The sequence below is a fragment of the Paenibacillus pinihumi DSM 23905 = JCM 16419 genome, from assembly GCF_000422505.1.
In the GTDB taxonomy this organism is placed as follows: Bacteria; Bacillota; Bacilli; order Paenibacillales; family Paenibacillaceae; genus Paenibacillus_D; species Paenibacillus_D pinihumi.
On the sequence record NZ_AULX01000028.1, the window covers coordinates 40,071 to 66,088 of the forward strand.

The window sequence follows — 26,018 nt, forward strand, 5'->3', positions numbered from 1 at the left end:
GGATCAATTAGTTGTTTTCGGAGCCAAAATCATAATCATGCTGCGTCCTTCAAGCTTAGGTGCGCGTTCCATGACACAAAGCTCGGCTACTTCCTTGGCCAGACGATCCAGGATCCTCTGTCCAATCGAAGCATGTGTAATCTCCCGGCCGCGGAAACGGACGGAACATTTTACCTTGTCGCCTTCATTCAGGAACTTCACCACATTGCGCAGCTTGGTCTGATAGTCATGCTCCTCAATGTTTGCACGGAACCATACTTCTTTAAGATCGACGATCTTCTGGTTCTTGCGGGCTTCTTTCTCTTTCTTCTGTTGCTCATAACGAAATTTGCCATAATCCATAATCCGGCATACCGGGGGTTTGGCCGTCGGAGCGACATTGACGAGATCCATATTCAGATCGATGGCCATCTGGAGTGCCTCGCGCAGCGGCTTAATGCCGATCTGCTCACCTTCCGCACCTACCAAACGTACTTCTCTTCCACGAATCTCGTCATTGATTTGATGTTCTCTGCTAATAACCTTCCACCTCCATGGCAAATATCAAGCTTCTCATTGTTTAGCGCAAGCGTGCGCAGTATCTAATTACAACAAAAAAACACGGACCGCAACCGGACCCGCATCCATAACTACTCGTTGGCAAGGCTATGTATGCCTTGTTATCGATTCATTGCGTACCAGCCGGCAATACCGGTCAGGTGAGAAGCGGGCGCTTCTGCTTTTGCTGAAATTCATTATTCGACTCAAATAATATATCATGCCCGCCTGTCATTGTCAATTATATTTTACAACTTGACAGCAAAACAGCCAGGGCAGTAAAAAGCGCCGTACTCTCCTGAGTACAGCGCCTCTGCTTGTAATGAAAATTAACGGGTAAGCTCCCCGGCCTGCTTGCTTTGAACTTCCTCCAGCCGAATAACACGCGTATGCTCGGTATGGCTCCATTGTCTGTTCCGCTGCGTAAAGAAGGCGTAGACCGTAATCGGCAGCCAGGACAACAGGTAGACCGGGAACAGGATCAGCCGGTAAAAAACGCTCTTCGGAGCCTTCTCCACCAGAAGCACGATCGGGAACTGAATAACCGTATAAGCCAGGTACGGCAGCATAAACCATACCGGAATAAATTCATAGATCGATGTGAACAGTCCTTCTCCAGGGGTAAACATCGAGAACCACATAATGGCTGTCACGATAACACCTAGCAGGAACGTATACGGATTGAATACGTAGAATGCCGCATCAATCTTCGCCGCTTTACGCTGTCTGATTCCCTGCCAGAGCAGCGGGAAGAAGTACTTCGTCGCCACGTCAAACTGTCCTTGTGTCCAGCGCAAGCGCTGGCGTGCGGAAGCCTTGAACGTGACCGGCTTCTCATCGAATACACGGGCCTTATAATTAATTCTCGGATAGATATCCCGCATAATACAGTGGATGCTGAACTCAAGATCCTCTACGAGACTTGTAGCTCCCCAGCCAATCTCCTGAAGCAGCTTCGTCTCAAAGCACATCCCTGTCCCCCCCAGAAAGTTGGAGAAGCCGACATTGGCGCGGGACACCTGCCACATGCGGTTGGTGAACCAGTAGTTAATTCCGTTGGATGCACTGACCCAAGAATCATGCGGATTCTTCGTATCCAGATATCCCTGGATAACCCGGATTCCATTGCACAGATCATCATTCATCAGCTGCAGGAAGTCCGTACTGGCCAGATTATCGGCATCGAACATGACAACTGCATCGTAGCTTTTTGGCAGCTTCCACAGCTCGCTAAGCATCCATTGGATCGCATAGCCCTTCCCGCGCTCATTCAGGTTGTGGCGGACATAAGCCTGAACCCCTTTATAGCTGCGGGCAATATCGGCTGTCTTGTCCGTACAGTTATCACAAATCACAAATATATCGTACAGATGACGCGGGTATTTCATTTTCTGCAAATTTTCTATTAAGGCTCCGACAACCTGCTCTTCGTTGTGAGCAGCGATCAGGACTGCAAACGACTTTTGCGCCGGATGAGACGGCAGCGCCTTCTTGCGGCGCCATCCAAACAGCGACAGAACCACCTGATACAGTCCGACCAGCGCAACGAAAAGCTGGAGACCGATGACGATCGAATTTAACATAATTATTGTGTTGCCCCCTTGCGACCCCAATTTTTAAATTTGTTTTCTCTGTTTGTTTTTTAATTTCGTTTACTTCTCTCTCTGTAGGTTTGAAAATTGGTGTTGCACAGCAGCCATCCTGATTTTGATTGTTTTCCGTCGTTTTGTCAAAACGGGAAATCAAGCCAAAAGCTGCCCCATACGGTGGAAAGTGCGCGTATTGAAAAACAAAACACACTCTCCGGCTCATTTTGCACCGCTTAGTTCTTATTTTCATCCAAATGCGTGCTTTTTAATTCCTTTGTCCTTGATTCGCATGCGGATATAGCAGAAATTTACAAAATTCGATCCGGAACATGTGCCGCTTTTAGCTTATAGACAACCCCCCCGCTGGTCAGCATCTTACGCCAAGGCTCAGCCAGGCCGGGAATCCACAACACCAGCAGCTTGAATCAACTGTCCCCTGTTTCTGACGATGACGCTGCATCTATAAAAAGGGCATAATAACATGGAACCGGAATTTGTATTTGCTTCCTTCTGCACTTCTATAGACGGTTTTCCATTCGGAAAGGTTTCGTGGATGACAGACTTCTAATATTACACTGTTTAACCTATTGTCCCCAATGCTAAACACCCTGGGCCCATGGTCCCTGCAGCTGCGGGCGGGAGAACATCAGGAATTTATACAGATTCTGCGCTTTTGTCAGGGTAAATGTGGCAGCCCGCACTGAGTATGGTATGATAGAAATCACGTGGATGGACGAGCAGAAGTTTACGGATGAGAAAAAATTAATGTACACTAATAGAACGATAACAATTCGGGGCTATACTGGAGGTGACTATGAGCCAAAAAAAAGGAGTGTCCATCATGGAAAAGCTGCGTGACTGGTTTCAGGCTGGAGAACACCGAATGCTGCTGTGGGCAAACCGGAGACCTTTGAATCCCCGTGTATCCACCTGGCTGGGACGATGGCTGGGCAGCATCACCCATATGGGAGGAGCCACCTTTACTCTCGCCACAGCCCTGTGCCTTGGCCTGATGGGCACCTATCCATGGAACATTGCGGGATGGCAGAGCCTCGCAGCCGTAGCGATCAGCCACATTCCGGTATTCATTGCCAAACGAAAATTCAAGAGACTGCGTCCCTATCAGGCGCTTCAAAATGTAAACATAGGAAAAAGGACGCTCATAGATCCGTCCTTCCCATCCGGACATACAACAGCAATTTTCGCCTGGATGCTCCCGCTGCTCTATGCGGAATCCACCCTGCTGCCATTGCTGTTGCCTGTCGCCATTATTCTATTAATATCTGTAGGCTGGTCAAGAATGTATCTGGGACTTCATTATCCTTCGGATGTTGCCGCCGGAGCCGTGATCGGCTCATTGACCGCCTCGCTCGTGTCATCGTTGTCCTGGTGGTCAGCCTGACGGTTTGAGGCAAGCTGATCATGGAACCGGGCAAGCGCCTGTTCGCCGATAACTGCTTCCAGCCTGTATATCGGCTGGCCAAAGCCTACAAACTTGCTTTCGTACTCTGTCAGCACAAGATCGTCGCGCAGAGTGTCCCGGTGCAGATCAAGCGAGATATTCCGCAATTGCAGGCCCACCTCTGTAAAGCTGTTCAGCGAAAACTCGAATAATGTAGTCGAATCCGTCTTGAAATGAATTTCTCCCTGCCCGTTCAGCAGCTCGACATATTTCGCCAGGAAGCGGGGATGCGTCAGTCTGCGGCGGGCATGTTTGCTTTTCGGCCACGGGTCGCTGAAATTCAGATAGATGCGCTCAAGTTCCCCCGGTTCGAACATCGTCTCGATAAATTCGATATTCGCGCGAAGCAGCGCCAGATTGGGCGGGCTTGTCTCCCCCTTCTCCCTCCATACATTGCGGGCCTTCTCGCTCGCGCGGCGGATCAGCTCATCATACATATCCACGCCGATATAGTTAATTTCCGGATTGCGTCCGCTGTGCTGGCTGATAAATTGGCCTTTGCCCATCCCAAGCTCGACATGAATCGGACGGTCATTGCCGAAAAATTCCTTCCAGCGTCCCTTGAAAGCCTGCGCATCCAGCACAACAAGCTCCGGCTGTGCCTCCAGACTTTCCAGTATTCCTTTTCTCCCTCTCAAACGCATATGCCTGTCCTCCATCTGTTATCCAAAATCCAAAATCAAATTCCAAGCCGCTTCCGTTCAATGATAACGGCTGCTGTCATCCATATATGGGCAGCCTCCCATTGCGCTTTGCAGTCCGGCATTCATCAACTATGCCTATTGTGCCGAACTATGGACAGAATGTAAAGCACAAGTATGCAGGTCAATCTTAATGGCGGGCAGTTCCCCTGCCAGATGGCTCATCTATGCACAAAAGACTGCAAAAAAACAGCCCGCCTGGCTGGCACGGACTGCCTTGTTGTTCTATATTTGCAACTCTCGCTATGGCCTTAAGCCTTAGTTCAGCAAATGGTAATCAATTGAATCCTTGCGCGACGGGCTTTCGATATCGAAAGTCTCATTCAGCGCATCATTAAGTTTCTTGCGGGCTTCGATCTCAAGCTTGTGATTGCCGTGGAAACGAATTCCTGAAAGCGCCATCAATTCTTTGACCGTCAACTGGACTGTTACCTTTTCTTCGCCCTGGGGAATTTTAACCGTTGTGTTCATTTCTTATCACCTCGTAATTTTTTATAACAGTATTTCCAAAAAGACATGCTGCTATGACGAGTGGCAAGAATCAAATTCATGTACTGGAAATATTGAATTTCCTTGTTTTTAATATAACATATCATGTAAGGTATATCAAGCCTAAATCCTTTGTTTCCGCTGATTTTTTTCCAGCTGAAAGGTCCGGCTGTCTGCCGGATTGCATTGGCTTAAATGCCCTGTTTCATGTACAATAGGGAGTTGAAAGAATGATGAACGCCCTCAAGCTTTGATCAGGCTCATCCGCCGGCAGAATGGCACTATCTCGCTGCTGCTGTGTTGGCCAATTATTAAAATAAAGGAGTTCCGCTCCCATGCTAAGCACAACTCAGCCGCCATCCGCCCCGCAAGTGTTGTGGGGCGAGAAACGGTTTCATACATGGAATTTTGAAATGCGCGAGCAGTTCGGCAACAAGGTATTCAAGGTAATGCTTGATGCGGGCTTTACATGCCCGAACCGCGACGGCTCCATTGCCAAAGGCGGTTGTACGTTTTGCAGTGCCAGAGGCTCCGGGGATTTCGCCGGCAGCCGCCGCGACGATCTGGTCACCCAATTCAACCAGATTCGCGACATCCAGCATAAGAAGTGGCCCAATGCCAATTATATCGGTTACTTCCAGGCATACACCAATACGTACGCACCAGTCGAGGAACTGCGGGAATATTATGAGCTGATTCTGGAGCAGCCGGGCGTTGTCGGACTGTCAATCGCGACCAGACCGGACTGTCTGCCGGACGATGTTGTGGATTATTTGGCCGAGCTTAATGAACGGACGTATCTTTGGGTAGAGATGGGATTACAGACGATTCACGAATCCACCTCTGCCCTGATCAACCGTGCCCACGATACCCGGTGCTACCTCGAAGCGGTAGCCAAGCTGCGGGCCCGGGGCATTCGCGTATGTACACATATTATTTACGGCCTGCCGCTGGAGACACATGAGATGATGATGGAGACCGGACGGGCAGTTGCCGCCATGGACGTACAGGGCATCAAGATCCATTTGCTGCACTTGATGCGCAAGACGCCAATGGTCAAGCAATATGAGGCCGGACTGCTGCAATTCCTTGAACAGGACGAATATGTGAAGCTGATTGCCGATACGTTGGAACTGCTTCCTCCGGATATGATCGTCCACCGCCTGACCGGGGACGCTCCCCGCAATTTGCTGATCGGGCCAATGTGGAGCCTCAGGAAGTGGGAAGTGCTGAATGCAATTGATTTTGAGCTGCGCCGCCGCGATACGTGGCAGGGCAAGCTGTGGAAGCAGGTGTAGCAGATATGGGACTGCTTTCTGTACTCAGCCTCGCCCATAAATGGACGGCCGAACGCGTACAGCCTGGAGATGCCGTGATTGATGCAACGGCAGGCAACGGTGTCGATACACTCTTCTTATGTGAGCTTGCCGGGCCCAAGGGACAGGTCTACGCCTTTGATATTCAGGAGCAGGCATTGCGCAATACACAGCGGCGCCTGGAGCGCGCACGGCAAGAGGGCCGGCGGATTGCGCCGGCAGAGCTGCTGCTTCTAAGCCATGACCAGATGGTGCAAGCTGTGCCGGAGCATCAGCACGGACGTATCGCAGCCGCACTTTTCAATCTGGGCTATCTGCCTGCTCCCGGAGCCGATCCTTCTTTGATTACCAAGCCGGAGACAACAATTACAGCGCTCGAGAGCGCACTTGCATTGCTCCGTCCTGGAGGGCTGTTGTCGGTCGTCCTCTACCCCGGCCATGCCGGAGGGGATACGGAGGCTGCGGCCGTGGACAACTGGGCGCAGCAGCTTGATCCGCAAGCCGCTCAGGCTGCACAGTACCGGATGCTGCAAAAGCCGCAAGCGCCTTATCTCATTGCAGTAGAGAAGCGTAAATAGGAGACTTCTGCTAACGGTGCTTGCCGCTTGTGCTTGCGACAGCAGCGTTATGGAATGAAGCAGCAAGAGATCCAGGATTTATCCTGGCGCATTGTCTGCAAATGCTGATTTTGGGACTAACCGAAGGAGGAAGATGTGAGATGGCAATCAAAAAGCTGGAGCATGTCGGCATTATGGTAAAGGATATTGAAACTTCGGTGAAGTTTTACAGCGAGGTGCTCGGTATGGAGCATCTGGGCACGATGCTCCATACTAATGGAGTGATCAAGCTGGCATTTCTCGCCTTCCCCGGCTCGCCGGATACACAGATTGAGCTTGTCGAAGGCTACAATGCCGGCCTGCCGGCCGAAGGCAAAGTGCATCACATTGCCTTCACCGTGGACCAGCTCGAGGCTGAGGTGGAGCGTCTAAAGTCGCTGGGTGTGGATGCGCGTGATACCGAAATCACGACACTGCCGGGTGGCAGCCGCTACTTCTTCTTTCACGGCCCGGACGGTGAAATTTTCGAGCTGTTCGAACCCGGACAAGCCTGACTGTCCGGTAAAGGCAAGTGACAGGCATCATTAACAAGCTGTACAATCATCATATACACAATTAAGGAGAGAGACCAATGACTGTAGCACCTTATCCATTGCAATTCAAACCCGAAATGAAGGAACGTGTCTGGGGAGGACGTGCGCTTGAGCAATTCGGCCTGGAACTTCCTGAGGGCGCCATCGGCGAAGGCTGGATGATCGGCGACCATCCAAACGGAATAACAAAAGTTGTGAACGGGGAACTGGCCGGCAAAGGTCTTGATGAAATCCGCGAAGCATATGGCAAGGAGTGGTTCGGAAGCCGCGGTTTCTCCGAGAAAAACGGCCGTTTCCCGCTGCTGATCAAGCTGCTGGACTGTAATGACGACCTGTCTGTCCAAGTCCACCCTACTGACAGTTATGAGGGCCTCCCGGCAGGCGAGCTTGGCAAAACTGAAATGTGGTACATTCTCGATGCCAAGCCGGACGCCAAAATCATCTATGGCCTTAAACCCGGCATTGACCGTGCTGCGCTTGCAGAGGCAATTGCTGAAGGACGCATTACGGACAGTCTGCAAGAAGTTTCTGTTAAAGCCGGCGACGCTTTCTATATCCCTGCTGGTACTGTCCATGCGTTGTGCGCAGGAGTTGTAGTAGCGGAAATTCAACAAAACTCCGATACCACATACCGTCTGTACGATTACAACCGTCCAGGTCTCGATGGCCAGCCACGCGAGCTGCATATTGAAGATTCCCTGAACGTAATCGCCTACGAAGGCGCTGGTGCTACCCGCATGGAAACAGGCGGCATTGCAGCCGGCCAGTGGCTGGAAATTGCCCGTTCCCCTTACTTTGTCGTGGAAAAGGGAATTGTCGACGGTCCATGGGCGCTCTCGACCTCACCGGAAAGCTTCGTCATTCTGGTCATTGCAGACGGCCAGGGCACATTGAAATGGGACGGAGGCTCACAAGCTGTCAAAGCGGGCGAGTGCTTCCTGATTCCTGCCCAGCTTGGCAGCTATGAACTGGATGGACAGCTTACTGTACTGCGCAGCGAGCTTCCATAAGCAGATGTTCTTGATTAACGCGGCAGCAATGCAGGTGAATGCGTTAATCGCGCTCTAGTCATCCAGATACACACCAAATCCCGCCGGCTTCAATTTGAAACCGGCGGGATTTTTTTTACATCGCTCTAAATTTAAAGACCTGAAGTTTCGGATGACGATCAGACTACACCGTTACCCTTTTTCCCGTACTCAGCATAAATGCCTGATTAGCCGGCCCTGCTGACTTCAAATCCGGACGGTATACCATTAGGAGCAGCGTCTCTTTACTCTTATCGAGCTTTCCTTCCAACAAATAGCTGCTCAGGTCGAAGGCCACCTTCTCCAGTACCGTATGCTTGTGGAGCTCCTTCTCGGACAAGCCCAGCGCGGCAAATGTACCGGGAACCTGCTGCGGGTCGCGAAGCAGGGACTTCATCCAGTCTGCCCACTCCCCCTTGCTGAGCGCGAATTCCCACCAAATTTTACGGGGCTTGTAATTATGATTCAGGAAGTAATCATATTTCATCAGCCCCAGCGCCACATCCAGATCCAGATGCTCCCGGATACGCTCATCATGCGCAGCCAGATGGTTCAGGAAGGCCGCAAGGCGGGTGAACAAATCCTCAAGCTGATGGCCGATCTTCTGCCAGCTCCGCTCCTCCCAGTAATCCCCGAACCGCTGAAAGAAATCAAACGGGGATTCAAATACCCGTTCAATCAGATAAAGCAGAGTGTGGTCCATACGGTGCGCATTCCAGTATTTCTCCAACACATCCTCCACCCGCTTGATCCGGACAATATCGGAGAAGGGCATCAAGTCATTGCCCAGGATTTCGTATGGCGCGCGGTCCATATAGACATAGCCGTGTTTCTCCGCCTGTATGCGCAGCCCGGTCCCCCGCAGCATCTTGAGAAATCCAAGCTGAAGTTCCTCGGGGCGAAGAGCGAATACATCATTGAAGGTCTTGCTGAAGGTTGCGTAATCCTCATGCGGCAATCCGGCAATAAGATCCAGATGCTGGTCGATCTTTCCGCTCTCCTTTACCTTGGTTACCGTGCGTGTCAGCTTGGCAAAGTTCTGTCTGCGCTTCACCGCTTCATTCGTCATATCATTCGTCGACTGCACGCCAATTTCAAAACGGAAAACTCCCGGCGGAGCATGCTCTGCCAAGTAATCCAGCACCTCGGGCCGCATAATATCCGCTGTAATTTCAAATTGAAACACACAGCCATTATGATTTTCGATGAGGAACCGGAACATCTCCAGCGCATAATCACGTTTGATGTTGAATGTACGGTCCACGAACTTGATCAGCTTGGCGCCCGATTCAATCAAATAGAGAATATCCGACTTTGTACGCTCAATATCGAAGTAACGGACACCGACCTCAATGCTGGAGAGACAGAATTGACAGCTGAACGGACAGCCTCGGCTTGTCTCAAAATAGACGACGCGATTGGCCAAATGCGGCATATCCTCGGCAAACCGGTGCGGGGAAGGCAGTTCAGCAAGGTTAAGCTTCGGCCGCGGAGGATTGACGATGATCTCCTGAATGCCATTCTTCTCTTTGCGGTACGCAAGTCCGAACACCAGATGGAATTTCCGCTCATCCCGCAGCTCGGTCAGGAAATGGTGGAATGTCTCCTCCCCTTCGCCAACGACAATGAAATCCGCCTCGGGAATCCGCTCCAGCCAGTGGGTTACATCGTAGCTGACTTCCGGTCCGCCGAGTACAATATGAAGCTTAGGCATAATTTTGCGGAGCATATTGATGACGGTAATCGTCTCTTCAATATTCCAGATGTAGCAGGAGAAGCCAATGACATCTGGATTTTTCGCATACAGGTCAGACACGATATTCATCGCAGGATCTTTGATGGTAAATTCGGCGATCTCCATATCAAATTCATGGCCGCTATAGGCCTTCAGGCAGCGCAATGCCAGAGAAGTATGGATATACTTGGCGTTCAACGTTGATAATACAACCTTCATAGGTCAGCTCCTTCGCCTTGTAGCTGTGTTCTTCTTACTTCCATTCTACCTAAATGGCCCTCTATCGTAAACGTCGCTGTCCTGCTGTACTGTCAAGGGACCCGGTCAAGCCAAGTCCCTGGCAGATCCCTTGCCCGGATGCTGCTTCGTCCGTTACACTAATGCAAACAGGAGGGAAAAGCCATGATTACATATCCGTATTTGAAAGAGGGAGCTGCCATTGGCGTGACCGCGCCCTCCTCAGGCGTAAGCCCGCAGCTTCATGAGCTACTGAAGCGTTCAAGGCAGAGAATGGAGGAACAAGGATATAACGTCCAGTTCGGGGATACAGTGTGGACGCAGGACAAAGCCAAGTCTGCACCTGCGACTATCCGTGCTGCTGAATTCAACCGCATGATGAGTGACAGCAAAATCGATATCATCATTCCTCCATGGGGAGGAGAGCTGCTCATCGAAATTCTGGAAGCAGTGGACTTTGAGGAACTTAAGCTTCCGGTTGTATATGATATCGATTGCGGTCATGTCCCGCCCCAGTTGACGCTTATTAACGGCGCGTATGCTGAGGTGGAGGTATTGGCTTCCTCAGGTACCGGAACAGTGAAACAGACATTCAAGCCCTAAGTGATCCATCCCTATTCTCGCTTTAAGCACTTGAATTGAACAAGACAACAAAAAAGACAGACAGCCTCCCGGTTGTCTGTCTTTTTTGAGATATTCATAAACGTTTAACTGTTCCATCGAGGAACACATCCAGCGCTTTGCGGTATAACTCCAACGTTTCACCACTCGCTGAACGCTTGGACGTCTCGGCGAGTCCAATCAGCAGCGACTCCAGCACGACAGCAAGCATCTGGACATTATCCTCCGCCAGCTCTCCCTTATCCATAGCTTCCTGGAGCATCTTGCGGTTGAACTCAATATGACTGGCAATGAATTTGGCTGCATTCTCCTGCACATCGCTCCGCTCCCACTCGCTGCTCATGAATTCGTCCGTCGCTCTTGTGAGCGGGTGATTCAAGTCATTGACGACCATCTGTTCAGCAAGACCGTACATCTTCTCCTTCAATGTCGTAAACTGGTGCTCCTTCGCAGCCCACTGTTCAATCCATTCCCGGTCCCATTCCTCCAGCAAATATTGGAAGAGTCCTTCCTTGCTTTGAAAATGGTAATAAATATTTCCTTTGCTGGAGCCTGTAGCCGCAACAATATCTTCGATTGAGGTTCCTTTATATCCTTTTGTGGAAAAAAGCATTCTCGCTGCATCTGCAAGCTTCTTTTTCGTCTGCTCGCTTTGCAGCTTTTTTTTGTTCATTGGCATGCATCTCTCCTTTTTACATATCCGCATTGCGCAGCGGGTAGCTGCCAGACATTCTGTACTTTTTATAATAGAAGTAAATTGTCAGCAATACGATACATTCGGACAAAGGCACTGCGATCCAAACCCCGGTCATTCCCATGAAGATTGGGAGCACCATAATGAAGAACAACATCAATATAATTTCTCTAGCAGCCGTGATCCAGGTTGCCATCTTCAATTGCCCGATCGATTGATAATAAGTCATCATAACAAAATTGATACCCATAAACAAGTAGGCAATGACAAAAATCCGGAAGCCGCTCACTGCGAGAGTCGTGACCGCTTCAGGGAAATCTCCGAAAATACCGACGATTTGCCTCGCTCCAAACTGCATGGCAAGCATCAGTATTATCCCTGCCCCGATAGCCGTCCGGATGGCCAGCCGTATCGTCTCGCGTTTGCGCTCTTCCTGCTGCCCGCCATGGAAATAGCTGATCATCGGCTGAATAGCAGATCCCAGACCGAGAAAAGTCAGGAGTACAATACTATGAATGTAGCTTAGGATTGAAAATGCCGATACGCCGATCGTGCCCGCAATATGCTCCAGACTTACATTGTGGGCCACTGTAAATACCGAGATTCCTACCTCAGCCAGAAAGCTTGGAAACCCGATGCCAATAACCGTGATCAGCAGCACCTTATCCCAATTGAACTTGCGAAGCTTCAAATTGTTCGTTTTCTTGAAGAAATGGGTCGACAGTACGAGCAGGCCCAGGAATGCTGCGATTATTGTACCGAAGGCGACTGCTCCTACGCCCAGGTCAAGAACATACAGTACCGTATAATTAATCGCTATATTGGACAATGCAAATGTAATTTGTGCGAGCATGGAAATATTCGGATTGCCGTCATTGCGGACAAAGATACTTAGTGCATTTTCCACAGTAAATACAAAACCAAACAGCAGCAGCGTATGCATATAAGCTGAGGCATAAGGGTAAGTCTCACTGTTGGCGCCCAGTGCATAAACAAGCGGCTCCCGAAAAAGATAAGCCGTGACCCCGATAAGTAAAGTCATTATGAAAATGACCACTAGCGACTGGGCAAATACCTTCTGAGCCTTATCCCGGTGTCCGGCTCCCATCGACTGGGAATATAATGTAGCCCCGCCAACACCGATCCATAGCGACATTGCAACAAACAATGTATAAACCGGACTGGCAATCCCGATACCGGCCAAAGCGACCGAACCGAGCTTGTTGCCCACCATCACTCCGTCCACGACAACATTAATGGCTACCAGCAACATCCCCAGCAGGGAGGGAATCAAATAACGAAGAAAAGTGCGTCCGACAGATTGATCATTCATCAAATTTACAGGTGGTTGTTCTCTCATCTTTAATGCTCCTATTCAAACATTTATACTGAACCTTCATTCAGTATTATAACAAACTCATATTGAAGGTCAAGTGCAGGCACCATCAAAAAGGGAGACAACACCTGCATATGCAAGCTGTCCCCCTGTCTGGCCGGGCAAGATTCAATTAAATGAATTAGACCAATAACTGTTTTTTCTGTTGCTTATGTGCGGATATCGATATGAGCTTTATCCTTCACCTGGGCATGAATGACAGGATAACGGATCTTCCATTTGCCGTCTCCCAAAGAGGTTACCTCGCCTTGCTTGAGACCGCGCGGCTCATAGCTGAAGGTCTGCTCATAATATACGGTCAGTTCGATGGTGTCATCCGGAAGCAGCGGCTTGAGGTCGCTGATGGTATTTAAGGCCCACATCCGGCTGTACTTGGCGATAGATTCTGCATAAATCATATAGAAGGATGGCTCCATGTCTGCTGTAATGACCAGCCAGCCCTGAGCATCTCGGCTCACCTTCCAGTTTTTCAGGGTCGTCGTGCCGTCCTCCGTCTGAATGCTGCCGAATTCCTTTGCCATTAGCTTGGCAATTTCGTCATTGGAGGCGCCTTTCAGCGTATCAGGCAGTGTAGACGGCAGGAAGGCCGGCGCCTTGTTCTCAGACTGTTCATATTGGTGCAGTAATTTATAGATGTTGTAGACCGAAACTGCGAAATTCAAATCTGCGCTGGTACCCTCAACCTTGGAGGTTGTCATGCCGACCAGATAGCCGTATTCATCGAACAATCCGCCGCCGGAGCTGCCATGGTCAATCGGGGCATTGATTTGGAAGTGCTCGATGTCGTCCTCAAAGTAAATATTGCTGATCAAGCCCTGGGATACTGTATTTTGCACCCCTTTCGGGCTGCCGATCGCAATCACTTTGTCCCCTTTGCGGACTTCTTCATCATCTCCCAGGTGCACAGGGCTGATCCCCAGATCCGTGGAAGTCTGAATCAATGCAAGGTCGGCATCCTTATCATAGGCGACAAGACCTTCTACCTTAAAATCCTTACCGTTCAAAGTGATAACCTTGGCACTTTTGGTCGTGGACATCACATGATAGTTGGTCAGAATAAGCCGTTTGTCGATGATAACGCCGCTTCCTTGCGAGCGTTCCGTCTCGATCATGACAACCTTGCTGTCGTTGAACGCGACATTTTGTGCAACGGTTAGTTTGGATTCCTCAAGCTTTTTCAAATAATCCCTGTATTGCTGCTCTGCAGATGTAATCTGAATCGTCCGGGCAGACGCATCCCACTTGATTACAGCACCCAGAGACTCACCTACGAATCGCAGGGGAACCATAGTAGAACCGTTAACAACCTTGGCCGGAACATCCAGTTTCACGGATTTATTATTCACTACCGCCTGCGCGGAACCAACCTTTAGAGAAATCACCGTATTGTCTTTCTTCGCAATGATCGTCTGCGTCTTCTCATTCCATGAAATGCTGGCGCCTAGCGCCACGAACAGCGGACGCATCGGTACGAGCGTCGTTCCTTTTTCCTGTGTCGGATCAGGCTTAAAGGCAACCTTGCTTCCATCAATAATAACTTGAATTTGCGATTGCGCGGTGGCAGAAGCTGCCGCCACTGTCTGCACAGGCTGCAAACCGGGCAATGGTGCTACCGCCAGACCGGCAGCGAACAGAGACAGCACCAGCGTCTGAGCTATTTTCTTCATCGTATGCGCTTCCTCCCAATTTTCTCCTAATCTCCCATAGGCTATCTTAGCATCTGTCTAAACATCGGGCAAATCATCTTTGTCCCTGCTATGAATATTGATAGAGACACAAGATATTTAATTCTACCATAGCCTAATAGGCTCTGCCAGAGAACAGCACATTAAGAATACCTATACGCAAAACTAGCAATCTTCATGGAAATGAGAATTCCATGATTTTCACTTTACAAAACAGACAGTCATACAAAATAGAATCCAGAACAAATGTTTGGTAATTATTCTCTATGCCGATTCGATCAGCAGGCAAAGGAAGTGAACACATGAATCTCATACAGGAGATTGTCATTGCCGCGGAGCAGCATCAGGGACAGACCGACAAAGGTGGAAAGCCTTATATTACGCATCCACTCCGTGTCATGCTGGCTGCCGGAACGGAAGAGGAAGAGATTGTTGCTGTACTGCATGATGCAATACAGAATACCCCTTACATGCTGGAGGATTTGCGGAAGGGACCGGATTGTGAATCCGGGCCCGCAGGATTATGCACGAATGGATCATTACCGGCGAGCGCTTGCATTATTGGGAGAACATTGAGTCCCCTTCCTGTCAACTCCAGGCACGGGGCTGAACGCTGCTCTTTCTTCTTCTGCGGAGCAGCTTTTTTAATCCTTTCTCTTCTTTCTTCTCATCCAGAATCCGTTTGACGCCACGGATTAGCAACTTGGCCCTTAACTCATCTTCACGACTCATCTTGTGCAGCTCATGAAAAAAACTTTCATTCATTCGTACCATCTCCATAGGCATAAAGTTCTATATCAACAAAAGACTATTTGACAACAAGGGACAATGAAAAAGGTTTCAATTCAGCAAATAACGTCGGTTTTTCTTGATTTTTGTCGCTACTTTTCCTATTCTACCGCATAAGACTGAACAAATACTATACATTTCGAGGAATAACCTTCCATTCCGCAAAGAAATTGCGTCCAATACAAATGAGTCTATGGTTGTAGGTATATAGAACCAATATATTAACATACAGAAATGACCTTATGTCAGTATACCAAGCCGCGGATATTCATTGCAGGCTGGTGGAAAGCAGCTTGGACAGGTACAATATTACTAAAGCCTGCAATTGGAATGGAGGATACACCATGCTGTTTATCGACAACCGCGGGATCACCGATCCTGCGCTGAATTTAGCCCTCGAGGAATATGCGCTTCGGCGCCTGCCCATGACGGACAGCTATCTGCTGTTCTATATTAATGAGCCTTCCATTATTATCGGTAAAAATCAGAACACGATTGAAGAAATCAATGCCGAATATGTGAAAGAGAAGCAGCTTCATGTCGTACGCCGGCTCTCAGGGGGCGGAGCGGTCTATCATGATCTTGGCAATCTGAACTTCAGCTTCATTACGGCTGATGACGGGGAATCGTTCCATAACTTCCGTAAATTTACCGAGCCAGTCATTGAGACGCTCCGCCAGTTGGGCGTCGATGCGGATCTGACCGGACGCAATGATATTCAAGTTGGCGAGCGGAAAATATCGGGTAATGCCCAGTTCGCCACCAAGGGCCGGATGTTCAGCCATGGCACGCTGCTGTTCAACTCTGAAATGGAGCATGTCGCCTCTGCTCTAAAGGTCAAGGCTATGAAGGTAGCATCCAAAAGCACCAAATCTGTCCGTTCCCGTGTCGCCAACATTAGCGAATTTCTTACGGAGCCTCTTACAATTGAGCAGTTCCGTTCCCGCATCCTGCAGCATATTTTTGGTACTGCTGAAGAATCGGGCATCTATCGCTATGAGCTGACTGACGAAGATTGGACAGAGGTCCGCAAGCTTGCGGACGAGCGTTACCGCAATTGGGATTGGAACTATGGCCGCTCGCCAAAATTTAATTTGCGTAGTGCATCTAAGTTCCCGGTTGGCATCATCGAGACACTGCTGGACATTGAAGAAGGCAGAATAGCGGGGATCAAAATTTATGGCGACTTCTTCGGTGTGAAGGATGTGGCTGAACTGGAGCACATGCTCACCGGCATCCGCTACGAGGAAGGCGCAATCGCCTCCGCCCTGGAAAACGTGGATCTGACCGGCTACTTCGGCAAGCTGGAGCAGGATGAATTTATCCGGCTGCTGTTTTCAGGCGAGGAAGCTGGGTCTTAAGCGTTAGCTCCATGATCATGCGGGCAAACTTCAATTCCTCCCATATTCAATATACCCCATTAGCGCCTTCGGGCGCTTTTTCTTATGATCAGGTTGACCTGTTAAAAAGAAATTGTCTCTTGCAAATCATCGGAAAAAGATGTATTTTTATATTGACATATTTGCAGGTCAAAATAAAAAGGATGTGTTGGATCATTGTCACCGCGCACCAAGGAACAAAACCTGGCCATTCGCGAGGAACGGAAGAAACTGATCCTGCAGACAGCCGCGAAGCTCTTTCTTCAGCGCGGAACCGGCATGGATATCCGTGATGTCGCCCAGGCGGCACAGATTGGTTACGGAACAGTCTACCATTACTATAATAATAAGACGCTGTTGCTGCATGATGTGCTGGAGAACGGCTTTGAACAAGCCGAGGCAGCTGCTGCAGCATTATTGGCGGATAAACAATACCAGAGCCCGCTCGCACAGCTGGAGCATTATTTAACCCTGCTGCCCGCAACCTGGAGAGAGCATACGTCCGGCTACATCGTCTACAAGCTTGCTGCAGACCAGTTTAATTGTCTGGATGCAGAGACACGGCTCATGTATAACCGGCGCTTTAATGATTCCCTGTACGGACCGCTGGCTGCAGTCATTGACAATGCATCGGCAAGTGGAGCCTTGTCCCCCGGACTGAAGGCCAATAAGACCGCCAATACGCTGATCGGGTCATTAATCGGAGCCTACGGCATTTATATTCATCATGATCAGGCGGCGTTCGATGCAGAGTTTACTGCACGGCTGCTGCTGCACGGAATAAAGGAGAGCACAACATGATTACACTGAAATCCCCACGTCAAATTGAAGAAATGAAACAGGCCGGCAGGATGGTAGCCGATTGTCACAAGGAAATTGCAGCCATGATCCGCCCCGGCATCACCACACTTGAAATCAACGACTACGTGGAGCGCAGGTTGGCCGAAATGGGCGGCTCCCAGTTTACAAAAGGTTATAATGGCTATGAATATGCGATCTGCGCCTCTGTAAACGACGTCATTGCACATGGCTTCCCGGACAAAAAACCGCTGCGGAGCGGCGATATTGTCAAAATTGATATTGTTGCCATTGCTGACGGCTGGATTGGCGATTCCTGCTGGTGTTACGCCGTAGGCGACATTTCTCCGGAAGCACAGCGTCTAATGCAGATTACCAAAGAATGCATGGATTTGGGCATCAGTCAGGCTGTAGCCGGCAACCGGCTCGGTGACGTCCAGCATGCCATCCAGCAGCATGCTGAAGCGCATGGCTATTCGGTTGTCCGCGATCTGCTCGGGCATGGCGTCGGCCGTGAACTTCATGAGGAGCCAAACTACCCGCATGTGGGCCTGCCTGGCAAGGGAGTACGACTCAAAGAGGGCATGGTCTTTACCATTGAGCCGATGCTAAACGAGGGCACTTACGAGATGAAGATTGATGCCGACGGATGGACGGCAAGAACGGCCGATGGCAGGCTGTCCGCCCAATATGAGCATACGATTGCCATTACAAAGGACGGCCCGCTAGTCCTGACCAGTCAGGATTAAGCGGCAATATTTTCGCAGCATAGCAGGACAAAGGGAGAGCGTGCTCCTCAGCCATCGCAAGATCGATGGGCGGAGCATCTCTCCCTTTCTCTATTTATAAATGAATATGGCTTCCTATTTGGGGAAATAGTAAGAGCACATCACACCAGACTTTACCTGCATGCCCACGATTTCCATGCCGAATGCAGCAGACCATTTATGAGAAGGGGGTTGAAACAGTGAAGAAACAGGATACGAAGAGCCGCCTCTCTGACAGCTCTGAATCTTGTGAATCACCACAAACGCAGGATGGCACGCAATACGTTCAATCCCCCCTCTCTTCCAATTTGACGATCAACCGGCAGGGGGTTGAGCATCTGTTTGCCGATTGCTCCGATCTGATTCTTCTTCCCTGGAGCTACGGGCCCAACCTGTCTGAACAGGCATTTTCGGTATATTTTGAAACTATGATCCAGCACCAGCATGTGAACTATGTCAAGGAAACCTTGCAGGATCTGGTCAGCCACAGAGTAGGGACAGCTGAATCAGTCACTCCTGAGCAAATTATCCGCTTTTTTCAGAATAATGGAGTATCCAGCGGGACAGCTGAATTATTGAACAGCTTTGATGAGGTAGCCCGCCATATCGCTGAAGGATGTCTGGTCATCTTTTTCGAGAAATGGAACCAGGCTCTAAGCTATAAGGCAATGGGGGTTACGAAGCGACAGGTATCCGAGCCTATTACAGAACCTGTGGTTCAAGGGCCACATTTCAGCACGATTGAGGATCTTAATACAAACATTGGCCTTATACGCCATCTGCTTCAGTCGCCACGTCTAAAGTTCAATATTTTTACTACAGGGATAGAATGCCAGCGGACGATCTGCTATGGCTATCTGGACGGAGCCGTCAATCCCGAGTCTCTGGCTCAATTTCAGACCAGGATTAAGGATATTCATGATGAAGAAATTCTTGAGGTTTCCTATCTGGAGGAATGGATTGAAGATTCGGTATACTCTCCGTTCCCTCAAGTCCGTTATACTGAGCGTCCGGACAGTGCGGTTGCCGCATTGCTTGATGGCAAAATTATTGCGATGGTAAACGGTTCGCCTACCGTCCTCATCTGTCCGGGCAACTTCTATGAGTTTCTTATGAGCAGCGAGGACTATTACCAGCGCACGATCTTTTCCTCGCTGATCCGTTTTTTACGGATCGGCGCATTTTTCATCGCGCTGATGCTCCCCAGCACCTATGTGGCCTTATCCACCTTCCATTCCGAGCTGATTCCGACGGTATTGTTGCTGGCGATCCTGGACACAAGGGAAGGAATACCGTTCCCGGCTTTCATGGAGGCACTCATTATGGAAATTTTCTTCGAGCTGCTGCGGGAGGCCGGAATAAGACTGCCGCGTCCAATCGGTTCAGCGGTCAGCATCGTTGGCGCACTTGTCATCGGTCAAGCGGCTATTCAGGCGAAGATTGCCTCTCCTGTCATGGTCATCGTCGTTGCGCTTACTGGAATCGCCTCGTTCGCCCTGCCCCAGTACAGCATGGCGATTGCCCTGCGCATTATGCGCTTCCCGCTTATGGTCCTGGGCGCCACTCTCGGAGGACTCGGCATTATGGTAGGCTTCCTGCTGGCCCTGCTCCATCTGTGCACGCTTCGTTCTCTGGGCCAGCCTTATCTGGCGCCGACTGCACCTCTTGATATCAGGCAACTGCGGGATGTGCTAATCATGGTTCCGCGCAAATTTCTGCTCCGGCGTCCGCGCAACCGCCACATGCACCGGAGACCAAGGAAGCGTGCAAAATGAGGCGGCGTTCGATCAGGGTGGCTCTTTTGCTCGTATCTGCTGCACTGCTGCTGTCAGGCTGCTGGGATAAAGCGGAGCTCATCGAGTTTGGCTACGTCCAGGCCGTTGCCATTGACAAGTCCATGAATGAAAGCATTGAACTGACTACACTGTTCTACAACCCATCCGGCCATGGTGAAAGTACCGGGATGACCGCGCAGCCAAAGATGGCCATACCCATTGTAACCGAAGCGGACTCTGTCTTTGAGGCCGTCCAGGATATCCCGCTTCATTTCGGGAGGAGAGCCAAATGGGACCACATGCGCATTATTATGATCAGCGAGGAGTTGGCCAGAAGCATGCCGCTCGGCGAGATACTTGATTTTTTTTCCCGCAACAGCGAACAACGGGCCACTGTACTGCTGCTGATCACAAAAGGAAAAGCCAAGGATTATATCATGATCAAGCCTTATATTGAATATACAATCGGACAGCAACTTCGGAAAATTGAGGATACCGTCTCCAGATATTCTGCCAAAACGACGAAGCTGCCCTTGTATGAACTGGCGATTCAACTGATGGGACAAACCAATACCGCGATGCTTCCTTATGCGTATACAACCGCCAATTCCAACGATATCGTCGTAGCCGGAATTGCCCTGTTCAAGGACCAGCTGCTGACCGGGAATATTGTGACCCCTTCCGATACCCAGCCGCTGCTTATGCTGCTCGACCGCTACAAGCAAGGGATTATTGAGCTGCCCTGCCCGGCAACAGATGGGAAAAAAAGAAACGTGGGCGAATCGTTTGAAGTGATTTCAACCAATACCAGGCTCAAACCAAAAATTCAAGGCGATGAGCTTACCATTCAGGTAAAAAGCAAAATTAAGGGAACGGTTAGCGAGCTTCATTGTACAACGCTCATGACAATGGATGACGAGCGCAAGATGCGAATGCGTGTTGCCGAGCAAATTACGAAGGAAATGAAATTAATGATTGGACGGCTGCAAAAGAGACGGCTGGATGCGCTCAATATTGGCAACAAAATTTACCGCCATTATCCGCAGCTTTGGAAGAAATGGAAGCCTTCGTGGGAGGAGCGTTTCGCTGCCGCGAAATTTGACATTTCCATTGATGTAGATATTTTGAACACCGGCTTAAACATCGGGGAGACATTCGGAAAGAAGGAGAAAAACGAATGATTGCAAAAGTTTCCATGCTTCTGGCGGCAATCGCCATTATGCTGCTCAGCGACAAGTCGGCCTTAAGCAAGGCGGATAAGCATGCACGAATTATTTATGCAATTCTGATGCTGCCTGTGCTCTACCTTGGCATCCTGTTCGTAACAGAGGTACGGTGGCCCAACTTGGATGAGCTGCTCCGCTACCTGTTCTCCGGTCCGGCTCAGGCAATTATTTCGAATCTGAACGAAGCTCCGTGAGCCGCATACCCCGATGAAAGGAGGGCCGCACATTGAATAACAAACAGGAGAGCGTGAGCTCCTTGCAATTGGCTTCCTTATTACTGACCTTTGCAACAGGCTCCTCAATTATTTTCATCCCGGGGCAGATGACCAACGCTGCCAAAAACGGCGCCTGGATTTCAATCCTTATCTCCTACCTGATGGGCGCTATCATACTGGCAGCTCTGATCTACCTGTACAAGCGGGCTCCGGAGCTATCCTGGGTTGAATTTATGAGGAAGACGGTCGGCAACTGGATCACGACACTGCTGCTTATTCCGTTTATCATTGTACTGTTTTGGCAGCTTGCGGCGATTGTGATTGAAATCGGAGGGTTTTTCAAAAGCACGATGATGAAGGATACGCCGAACTCAATCATTCAGGGGCTGTTTTTTTTGACAGCTGCCTTGACTGCCCGCGCAGGTATTGAGGTGATGTCCAGGATGTTCACCATGCTCCTCGTATTCATGTATGTTTTTGTTGTTTTTGTGCTGCTGCTCGCCTCTCCGTTGTTTCATGGCGAATATCTGCTCCCGGTCATGCCCGAGGGCTTCAAACCGATTTTATATGGGGCTTATATTTCCTATGGCTTTCCTTACGCGGAGATTGCGCTGTTTTCGCTGCTGCTTCCTTTTACCCGAAAAAAGGAATCCGGCCGCCTGACAAAATATTTGCAATTGGCACTGTTTATCAACTGCCTGACCCTCATCTTATCCATCTTGTGCACCATTATGGTATTGGGACCGATGTCAGGACATCTGAATTACTCCCTGTTCCAGCTTGCCCGGCTGATCTCTATCCAGGATATTCTGGAGCGGGTAGAGTCTGTCATCGGTTTCTCCCTTATTATTGGGGTCTATATGAAAGCTGCGATTGTGCTGTTCATGATGACGACGGTGCTGTCAGATTGGTTTAAAATCAAAGACAACCGTTTTCTGACCTATCCCGTGGCGCTCATCGGCCTGCTGCTGTCCTTGTCGATGTACCCGAACGAAATTACGTATTTCGTAGACGGCTATACAATGTGGGGGCTGATCGATCATACCGCCTATGTAATGCCCTTGGTGATCGTCTTCATCGTTGCGCTGTTCAAGCGAAAAAAAGCGGCGCAGTAGCATGACACAGCAGCAGACATCCGCGCTCCAAGCCACTCACAACCGGGAGACCTCACGGAGGCCTCCCTTTCTTCTCCTTATGCGGATTCAGCTTCTGACTCCTTGGGCCGTGCCGAGCGGGTTACGCTCTGACGCCCGTCCACACTGACCGGAATATCCCCGTCAATCGTTACCCGCCGCACGACCCGCTGCTGCCCCCCGTAATCATTGATCGCATAATGCTGGGTCGCGCGGTTATCCCAAATGACCACATCCCCCGCCGACCAGCGCCAGCGCACCGTATTTTCAAGCTTCGTCACATGTCCTTGCAGGACGGAGAGAAGCTGGGCGGAGTCGATGGATGGAAGTCCGATAATTTTCTTGGCGAAATGCCCCAGCACAAGCGAGCGTTCGCCTGTTTCTGGATGCACCCTTACAACCGGATGCTCCGTTTCATATACCGTGGATGTGAACACCTGCCTGTGATGGCGGCGGTCCGCATCTGCCACCTGGCTGCGCTGCGCCGCATAGTCATAATCATTTGTATGCACCGCCCACAGGCGGTCAGCCAGCCGCTTCAGCTCTTCAGGAAGCTGCTCATAGGCGGAAGCGGTATTGGCCCACACTGTATCGCCGCCCGCTTCGGGAACGACAACAGCACGCAGCACGGAGATTTCCGGGTAGGCATCGACGAAAGTTACATCCGTATGCCAGGAATCCGCACGACCGCCGTGATCGGAATTCAGCTCCAGCACATAGCTGGTGCCCGGCTTGATCGGTACCGTCGGATGCGCAACCGGACGGCCGAGACGCTGGGCGAATGCCTCCTGTCCGGCATCGTCCAAGTGCTGCTGCCCCTTAATGAAGATCACCTTGTACTTGAGCAGTGCTGACCGGAGCTGCTTCAATACTCCAGCATCCAGATCCGCCTCCAGACGGATGCCCCTGATTTCCGCGCCGATCCGGCCTGCAACCGGATGAACGTTCAATGTCTGGCCCGCCACTTGGGATATTTCATGTTGACTCATACTTATCGCCTCCAATTTTTTTATTGCAGAACTCTATTCTGGCAGGTGACTTTTCGATATGCAGCAGCTAACCGCTTACGGGCTGGCGCTGCTTTGCTGCATTGCGCTGTGCCGGGTGAGCCGGACGGCTGAGCCCCAGATTCTCCCGGAGCGTGCGGCCGGTATATTCCGTGCGGAATAACCCCCTGCGCTGTAGCTCCGGGACGACGAGGTCGACGAAGTCCTCCAGTCCCCCAGGCATGTAAGGCGGCATAATATTGAATCCGTCCGCTGCTTCCTGCTCAAACCACTCCTGCAGTTGGTCTGCAATCTGTACAGGCGTGCCCTTGATCTCGCGATGACCGCGCGCTCCCGCAATCCGCTGGTACAGCTGGCGGATCGACAGATTCTCGCGCTCGGCCAAATCCTTCAGCAGCTTGAACCTGCTCTTCCCTCCATTGATCTCTTCCTGTTCAGGGAGCTCAGGCAGCGGGCCGTCCTCCGGGTATGGGGACAGGTCGAAGCTGATCAGATTGGACAAGAGGCTAATGCCGGCCTCGCGCGGAATCAGCTCTTCGAGCAGCGCCTTCTTCTCATCCGCTTCAGCTTCCGTCCGGCCGATAATCGGGAATACACCAGGCATGATTTTCAATTCATCAGAGGTACGCCCGTACTTTGCAAGCCGTCCCTTTACATCCTTATAGAAAATCTGCGCCTCCTCCAGTGTCTGCCATGCCGTGAAGATGACCTCGGCCGTTCTGGCCGCCAGTTCCTTGCCCGGCTCCGATGCTCCGGCCTGAATGACAACCGGATGGCCCTGAACCGGACGGGCTACATTAAGCGGCCCTCGTACGGAGAACCATCTGCCATGATGATCAAGTGTGTGCAATTTGCTTCTGTCCGCGAATACAGCACCGGTTTTGTCAAAGACAAAAGCATCATCCTCCCAGCTATCCCACAACCCGGTAACCACATTCAGAAATTCCTCGGCCCGGTCATACCGCAGTGAATGCAGCAGCAATTCATCCTTGTTGAAGTTGAGGGCTTCGGCCGGATTGGCCGAGGTAACGACGTTCCATGCAGCCCGGCCACCGCTCAGATGGTCGAGCGTCGCGAACTTGCGGGCCACATGGAACGGCTCGTTGAAAGTTGTCGAGACGGTAGCTGCCAGTCCGACATGCTCCGTGACCGAGGATAAAGCTGACAGCAACGTGAGCGGCTCATGACGTATGGTAACCGTCTGGGCGACCGCCTCCGGGAATTTCTCGGAAATCGCATACCCGTCTGCAAGAAACAGCATATCGAATTTTCCGCGCTCCGCCGTGAGGGCGAGCTGCTTGTAGAATGAGAAGTTTAAAACCTCCGAGGCCACCGTATCCGGATAACGCCAGGCTGCCACATGATGCCCGGGCGTCATCAAAAAAGCGCCAAGCCGAAGCTGCCGTTTATCCTGTCCCATCTCTCTTCCTCCCTTGAACCTGATTTTGATTGCCGGAATTATTCCCGGTAGGACTGCTTCCAGCCTGTAAGACGCTTCTCCAGATTGACGAGCAGAAAATTCAGAATGACGCCAATAACCGAAATCGTGATGATGCCCGCATACATTTGCGGAATAAGAAAGCTGAATTGTGAATACTGGATCAGGTAACCGAGTCCTGAGGTCGCCCCGACCATTTCCGCTGCGACCAGCACCAGTATGGAGCTTGCTCCGGCCTGCCGGATTCCCACGAATATCGTAGGCAGAGATGCCGGAATAATAACCTTGCGAAACAGGCTGACCGGTGACAGGCCCATGGAACGCGCCGACTTGATGAGCAGCGGGTCCACATTTTTCACCCCGCTGATTGTATTGAGCAGCAGCGGGAACAGGCAGGCGTACAGCACAATGGCCACTTTGGATGTCTCTCCGAGGCCAAGCAGCAGAATGAAGACCGGCAGAATCGCGAGTGCCGCCGTATTGCGCATAAGCTCCAGCAGCGGGTTCAAATATTCGGAGACCGGCTTCCACCAGCCAATGGCGAGGCCTAATGGGATGCTGATCAGAATAGCAAGGAGAAAGCCCCCCATGGAGCGGGCCAGGCTTGCCCCCATATGCTCGGCCAGATCACCGGACAGCAGGAGCTGCCACCAGGCCGCCGCCACCTCGGTCACAGGCGGCAGGAAAGTCGTATTGACGAGTCCTGCGCGCGGAGCCGCTTCCCAGATCACGAGCATAGCCAGGATGACGATTGAATTTTTGATGGCTTTGCGAAGCTGCGCAAGCGGCCAGCCCCAGTTCAGGCTTTTCTTCTCCTGTAAAATTAATGTCTCTCCTCTGCCGCCAGCCAT

25 protein-coding genes are annotated in these 26,018 nt (G+C 50.7%); 13 read left to right on the forward strand and 12 right to left on the reverse strand.

Annotated elements, in window-relative coordinates:
• Positions 1-3: 3 nt before the first annotated feature.
• Both infC and H583_RS0110380 read right to left on the reverse strand, forming a co-directional pair.
• Positions 4-540, reverse strand: coding sequence for a translation initiation factor IF-3 (infC, locus tag H583_RS0110375; protein WP_245585893.1), 537 nt, complete (start codon positions 538-540; stop codon positions 4-6).
• A gap of 326 nt (positions 541-866) precedes the next feature.
• Positions 867-2,120 carry a glycosyltransferase family 2 protein gene (locus tag H583_RS0110380; protein WP_028560411.1) on the reverse strand — a complete coding sequence of 418 codons (1,254 nt, stop codon included), beginning with the start codon at positions 2,118-2,120 and terminating at the stop codon, positions 867-869.
• Between the two features lie 847 nt (positions 2,121-2,967).
• Here H583_RS0110380 and H583_RS0110385 point away from each other — a divergent pair.
• Positions 2,968-3,528 (forward strand): phosphatase PAP2 family protein, encoded by a 561-nt coding sequence (locus tag H583_RS0110385; RefSeq protein ID WP_081667105.1) that lies wholly within the window; start codon positions 2,968-2,970, stop codon positions 3,526-3,528.
• Here the strand turns inward: H583_RS0110385 and trmB are convergent.
• Complete coding sequence (gene trmB, locus H583_RS0110390; RefSeq protein WP_028560413.1) at positions 3,444-4,232, reverse strand: tRNA (guanosine(46)-N7)-methyltransferase TrmB; 789 nt, start codon at positions 4,230-4,232, stop codon at positions 3,444-3,446. The two genes, H583_RS0110385 and trmB, sit on opposite strands and share 85 nt — an antisense overlap.
• A 315-nt stretch (positions 4,233-4,547) precedes the next feature.
• The gene (locus H583_RS0110395; protein WP_028560414.1) at positions 4,548-4,760 is read right to left on the reverse strand and encodes a hypothetical protein; all 213 of its coding nucleotides are present in this window, start codon (positions 4,758-4,760) and stop codon (positions 4,548-4,550) included.
• Between the two features lie 353 nt (positions 4,761-5,113).
• On the opposite strand from H583_RS0110395, the gene mnmL reads away from it, so the two are divergent.
• The 4 genes from mnmL (at position 5,114) to H583_RS0110420 (ending at position 8,254) form a co-directional block, all read left to right on the forward strand.
• Positions 5,114-6,076, forward strand: coding sequence for a tRNA modification radical SAM protein MnmL/YtqA (gene mnmL / locus H583_RS0110405; protein ID WP_036709142.1), 963 nt, complete (start codon positions 5,114-5,116; stop codon positions 6,074-6,076).
• 5 nt (positions 6,077-6,081) lie between these two features.
• Positions 6,082-6,672, forward strand: coding sequence for a tRNA 5-(aminomethyl)-2-thiouridylate-methyltransferase MnmM (gene mnmM / locus H583_RS0110410; RefSeq protein ID WP_028560417.1), 591 nt, complete (start codon positions 6,082-6,084; stop codon positions 6,670-6,672).
• Between the two features lie 140 nt (positions 6,673-6,812).
• Positions 6,813-7,205, forward strand: coding sequence for a VOC family protein (locus tag H583_RS0110415; RefSeq protein ID WP_028560418.1), 393 nt, complete (start codon positions 6,813-6,815; stop codon positions 7,203-7,205).
• 77 nt (positions 7,206-7,282) lie between these two features.
• Positions 7,283-8,254: a type I phosphomannose isomerase catalytic subunit gene (locus H583_RS0110420; protein WP_028560419.1), complete on the forward strand. Its 972-nt coding sequence runs from the start codon at positions 7,283-7,285 to the stop codon at positions 8,252-8,254.
• A 163-nt stretch (positions 8,255-8,417) separates the two neighbouring features.
• Here the strand turns inward: H583_RS0110420 and H583_RS0110425 are convergent, their stop codons facing one another.
• Positions 8,418-10,226 carry a B12-binding domain-containing radical SAM protein gene (locus tag H583_RS0110425; RefSeq protein ID WP_028560420.1) on the reverse strand — a complete coding sequence of 603 codons (1,809 nt, stop codon included), beginning with the start codon at positions 10,224-10,226 and terminating at the stop codon, positions 8,418-8,420.
• A 183-nt stretch (positions 10,227-10,409) separates the two neighbouring features.
• Here H583_RS0110425 and H583_RS32500 point away from each other — a divergent pair, with 183 nt between their 5' ends.
• Positions 10,410-10,847, forward strand: a complete 438-nt coding sequence (locus H583_RS32500) for an LD-carboxypeptidase (RefSeq protein ID WP_028560421.1) — start codon at positions 10,410-10,412, stop codon at positions 10,845-10,847.
• Between the two features lie 94 nt (positions 10,848-10,941).
• Here the strand turns inward: H583_RS32500 and H583_RS0110435 are convergent, their stop codons facing one another.
• From H583_RS0110435 to H583_RS37165, 4 genes are all read right to left on the reverse strand, one after another.
• Positions 10,942-11,538 carry a TetR/AcrR family transcriptional regulator gene (locus tag H583_RS0110435; RefSeq protein WP_028560422.1) on the reverse strand — a complete coding sequence of 199 codons (597 nt, stop codon included), beginning with the start codon at positions 11,536-11,538 and terminating at the stop codon, positions 10,942-10,944.
• Positions 11,539-11,557: 19 nt separating this feature from the next.
• Positions 11,558-12,919 (reverse strand): MATE family efflux transporter, encoded by a 1,362-nt coding sequence (locus H583_RS0110440; protein ID WP_051236279.1) that lies wholly within the window; start codon positions 12,917-12,919, stop codon positions 11,558-11,560.
• A gap of 185 nt (positions 12,920-13,104) precedes the next feature.
• A complete protein-coding gene (locus H583_RS35265) occupies positions 13,105-14,622 on the reverse strand; it encodes a stalk domain-containing protein (RefSeq protein ID WP_051236281.1) in 1,518 nt (505 codons plus the stop codon).
• A gap of 606 nt (positions 14,623-15,228) precedes the next feature.
• Positions 15,229-15,405 carry a hypothetical protein gene (locus H583_RS37165; protein ID WP_169456475.1) on the reverse strand — a complete coding sequence of 59 codons (177 nt, stop codon included), beginning with the start codon at positions 15,403-15,405 and terminating at the stop codon, positions 15,229-15,231.
• Positions 15,406-15,773: 368 nt separating this feature from the next.
• Here H583_RS37165 and lplA point away from each other — a divergent pair, with 368 nt between their 5' ends.
• The 7 genes from lplA to H583_RS0110485 all read left to right on the forward strand — a co-directional run bounded on the left by lplA (position 15,774) and on the right by H583_RS0110485 (position 22,704).
• Complete coding sequence (lplA, locus tag H583_RS0110455) at positions 15,774-16,790, forward strand: lipoate--protein ligase (protein ID WP_028560424.1); 1,017 nt, start codon at positions 15,774-15,776, stop codon at positions 16,788-16,790.
• Between the two features lie 195 nt (positions 16,791-16,985).
• Positions 16,986-17,609: a TetR/AcrR family transcriptional regulator gene (locus H583_RS32515; RefSeq protein ID WP_051236285.1), complete on the forward strand. Its 624-nt coding sequence runs from the start codon at positions 16,986-16,988 to the stop codon at positions 17,607-17,609.
• Complete coding sequence (gene map / locus H583_RS0110465) at positions 17,606-18,355, forward strand: type I methionyl aminopeptidase (protein ID WP_028560425.1); 750 nt, start codon at positions 17,606-17,608, stop codon at positions 18,353-18,355. Before H583_RS32515 ends, map begins: the two co-directional genes overlap by 4 nt.
• Before the next feature lie 218 nt (positions 18,356-18,573).
• Entirely contained in the window at positions 18,574-20,148 is a 1,575-nt protein-coding gene (locus tag H583_RS32520; protein ID WP_425414511.1) for a spore germination protein, read from the forward strand.
• Positions 20,145-21,329, forward strand: a complete 1,185-nt coding sequence (locus tag H583_RS32525) for a Ger(x)C family spore germination protein (RefSeq protein WP_036709145.1) — start codon at positions 20,145-20,147, stop codon at positions 21,327-21,329. Before H583_RS32520 ends, H583_RS32525 begins: the two co-directional genes overlap by 4 nt.
• Entirely contained in the window at positions 21,326-21,568 is a 243-nt protein-coding gene (locus H583_RS0110480) for a hypothetical protein (RefSeq protein WP_028560426.1), read from the forward strand. Before H583_RS32525 ends, H583_RS0110480 begins: the two co-directional genes overlap by 4 nt.
• A gap of 32 nt (positions 21,569-21,600) precedes the next feature.
• Complete coding sequence (locus H583_RS0110485) at positions 21,601-22,704, forward strand: GerAB/ArcD/ProY family transporter (protein ID WP_028560427.1); 1,104 nt, start codon at positions 21,601-21,603, stop codon at positions 22,702-22,704.
• 77 nt (positions 22,705-22,781) lie between these two features.
• Here the strand turns inward: H583_RS0110485 and H583_RS0110490 are convergent, their stop codons facing one another.
• The 3 genes from H583_RS0110490 to H583_RS0110500 form a co-directional block, all read right to left on the reverse strand.
• Positions 22,782-23,711, reverse strand: coding sequence for a TauD/TfdA dioxygenase family protein (locus H583_RS0110490; protein ID WP_036709148.1), 930 nt, complete (start codon positions 23,709-23,711; stop codon positions 22,782-22,784).
• 67 nt (positions 23,712-23,778) lie between these two features.
• A complete protein-coding gene (locus H583_RS0110495; RefSeq protein ID WP_028560429.1) occupies positions 23,779-25,149 on the reverse strand; it encodes an LLM class flavin-dependent oxidoreductase in 1,371 nt (456 codons plus the stop codon).
• Between the two features lie 38 nt (positions 25,150-25,187).
• Positions 25,188-26,018: an ABC transporter permease gene (locus tag H583_RS0110500; RefSeq protein WP_028560430.1), complete on the reverse strand. Its 831-nt coding sequence runs from the start codon at positions 26,016-26,018 to the stop codon at positions 25,188-25,190.

Excerpts from the sequence above, each read along its gene's own strand:
- H583_RS0110380 (WP_028560411.1), bottom strand. The coding sequence starts at position 2,120 with ATGTTAAATTCGATCGTCATCGGTCTCCAGCTTTTCGTTGCGCTGGTC.
- H583_RS0110385 (WP_081667105.1), top strand. The coding sequence starts at position 2,968 with ATGGAAAAGCTGCGTGACTGGTTTCAGGCTGGAGAACACCGAATGCTG.
- trmB (WP_028560413.1), bottom strand. The coding sequence starts at position 4,232 with ATGCGTTTGAGAGGGAGAAAAGGAATACTGGAAAGTCTGGAGGCACAG.
- H583_RS0110395 (WP_028560414.1), bottom strand. The coding sequence starts at position 4,760 with ATGAACACAACGGTTAAAATTCCCCAGGGCGAAGAAAAGGTAACAGTC.
- mnmL (WP_036709142.1), top strand. The coding sequence starts at position 5,114 with ATGCTAAGCACAACTCAGCCGCCATCCGCCCCGCAAGTGTTGTGGGGC.
- mnmM (WP_028560417.1), top strand. The coding sequence starts at position 6,082 with ATGGGACTGCTTTCTGTACTCAGCCTCGCCCATAAATGGACGGCCGAA.
- H583_RS0110415 (WP_028560418.1), top strand. The coding sequence starts at position 6,813 with ATGGCAATCAAAAAGCTGGAGCATGTCGGCATTATGGTAAAGGATATT.
- H583_RS0110420 (WP_028560419.1), top strand. The coding sequence starts at position 7,283 with ATGACTGTAGCACCTTATCCATTGCAATTCAAACCCGAAATGAAGGAA.
- H583_RS0110425 (WP_028560420.1), bottom strand. The coding sequence starts at position 10,226 with ATGAAGGTTGTATTATCAACGTTGAACGCCAAGTATATCCATACTTCT.
- H583_RS32500 (WP_028560421.1), top strand. The coding sequence starts at position 10,410 with ATGATTACATATCCGTATTTGAAAGAGGGAGCTGCCATTGGCGTGACC.
- H583_RS0110435 (WP_028560422.1), bottom strand. The coding sequence starts at position 11,538 with ATGAACAAAAAAAAGCTGCAAAGCGAGCAGACGAAAAAGAAGCTTGCA.
- H583_RS0110440 (WP_051236279.1), bottom strand. The coding sequence starts at position 12,919 with ATGAGAGAACAACCACCTGTAAATTTGATGAATGATCAATCTGTCGGA.
- H583_RS35265 (WP_051236281.1), bottom strand. The coding sequence starts at position 14,622 with ATGAAGAAAATAGCTCAGACGCTGGTGCTGTCTCTGTTCGCTGCCGGT.
- H583_RS37165 (WP_169456475.1), bottom strand. The coding sequence starts at position 15,405 with ATGAATGAAAGTTTTTTTCATGAGCTGCACAAGATGAGTCGTGAAGAT.
- lplA (WP_028560424.1), top strand. The coding sequence starts at position 15,774 with ATGCTGTTTATCGACAACCGCGGGATCACCGATCCTGCGCTGAATTTA.
- map (WP_028560425.1), top strand. The coding sequence starts at position 17,606 with ATGATTACACTGAAATCCCCACGTCAAATTGAAGAAATGAAACAGGCC.
- H583_RS32525 (WP_036709145.1), top strand. The coding sequence starts at position 20,145 with ATGAGGCGGCGTTCGATCAGGGTGGCTCTTTTGCTCGTATCTGCTGCA.
- H583_RS0110480 (WP_028560426.1), top strand. The coding sequence starts at position 21,326 with ATGATTGCAAAAGTTTCCATGCTTCTGGCGGCAATCGCCATTATGCTG.
- H583_RS0110490 (WP_036709148.1), bottom strand. The coding sequence starts at position 23,711 with ATGAGTCAACATGAAATATCCCAAGTGGCGGGCCAGACATTGAACGTT.
- H583_RS0110495 (WP_028560429.1), bottom strand. The coding sequence starts at position 25,149 with ATGGGACAGGATAAACGGCAGCTTCGGCTTGGCGCTTTTTTGATGACG.
- H583_RS0110500 (WP_028560430.1), bottom strand. The coding sequence starts at position 26,018 with ATGGCTGGCGGCAGAGGAGAGACATTAATTTTACAGGAGAAGAAAAGC.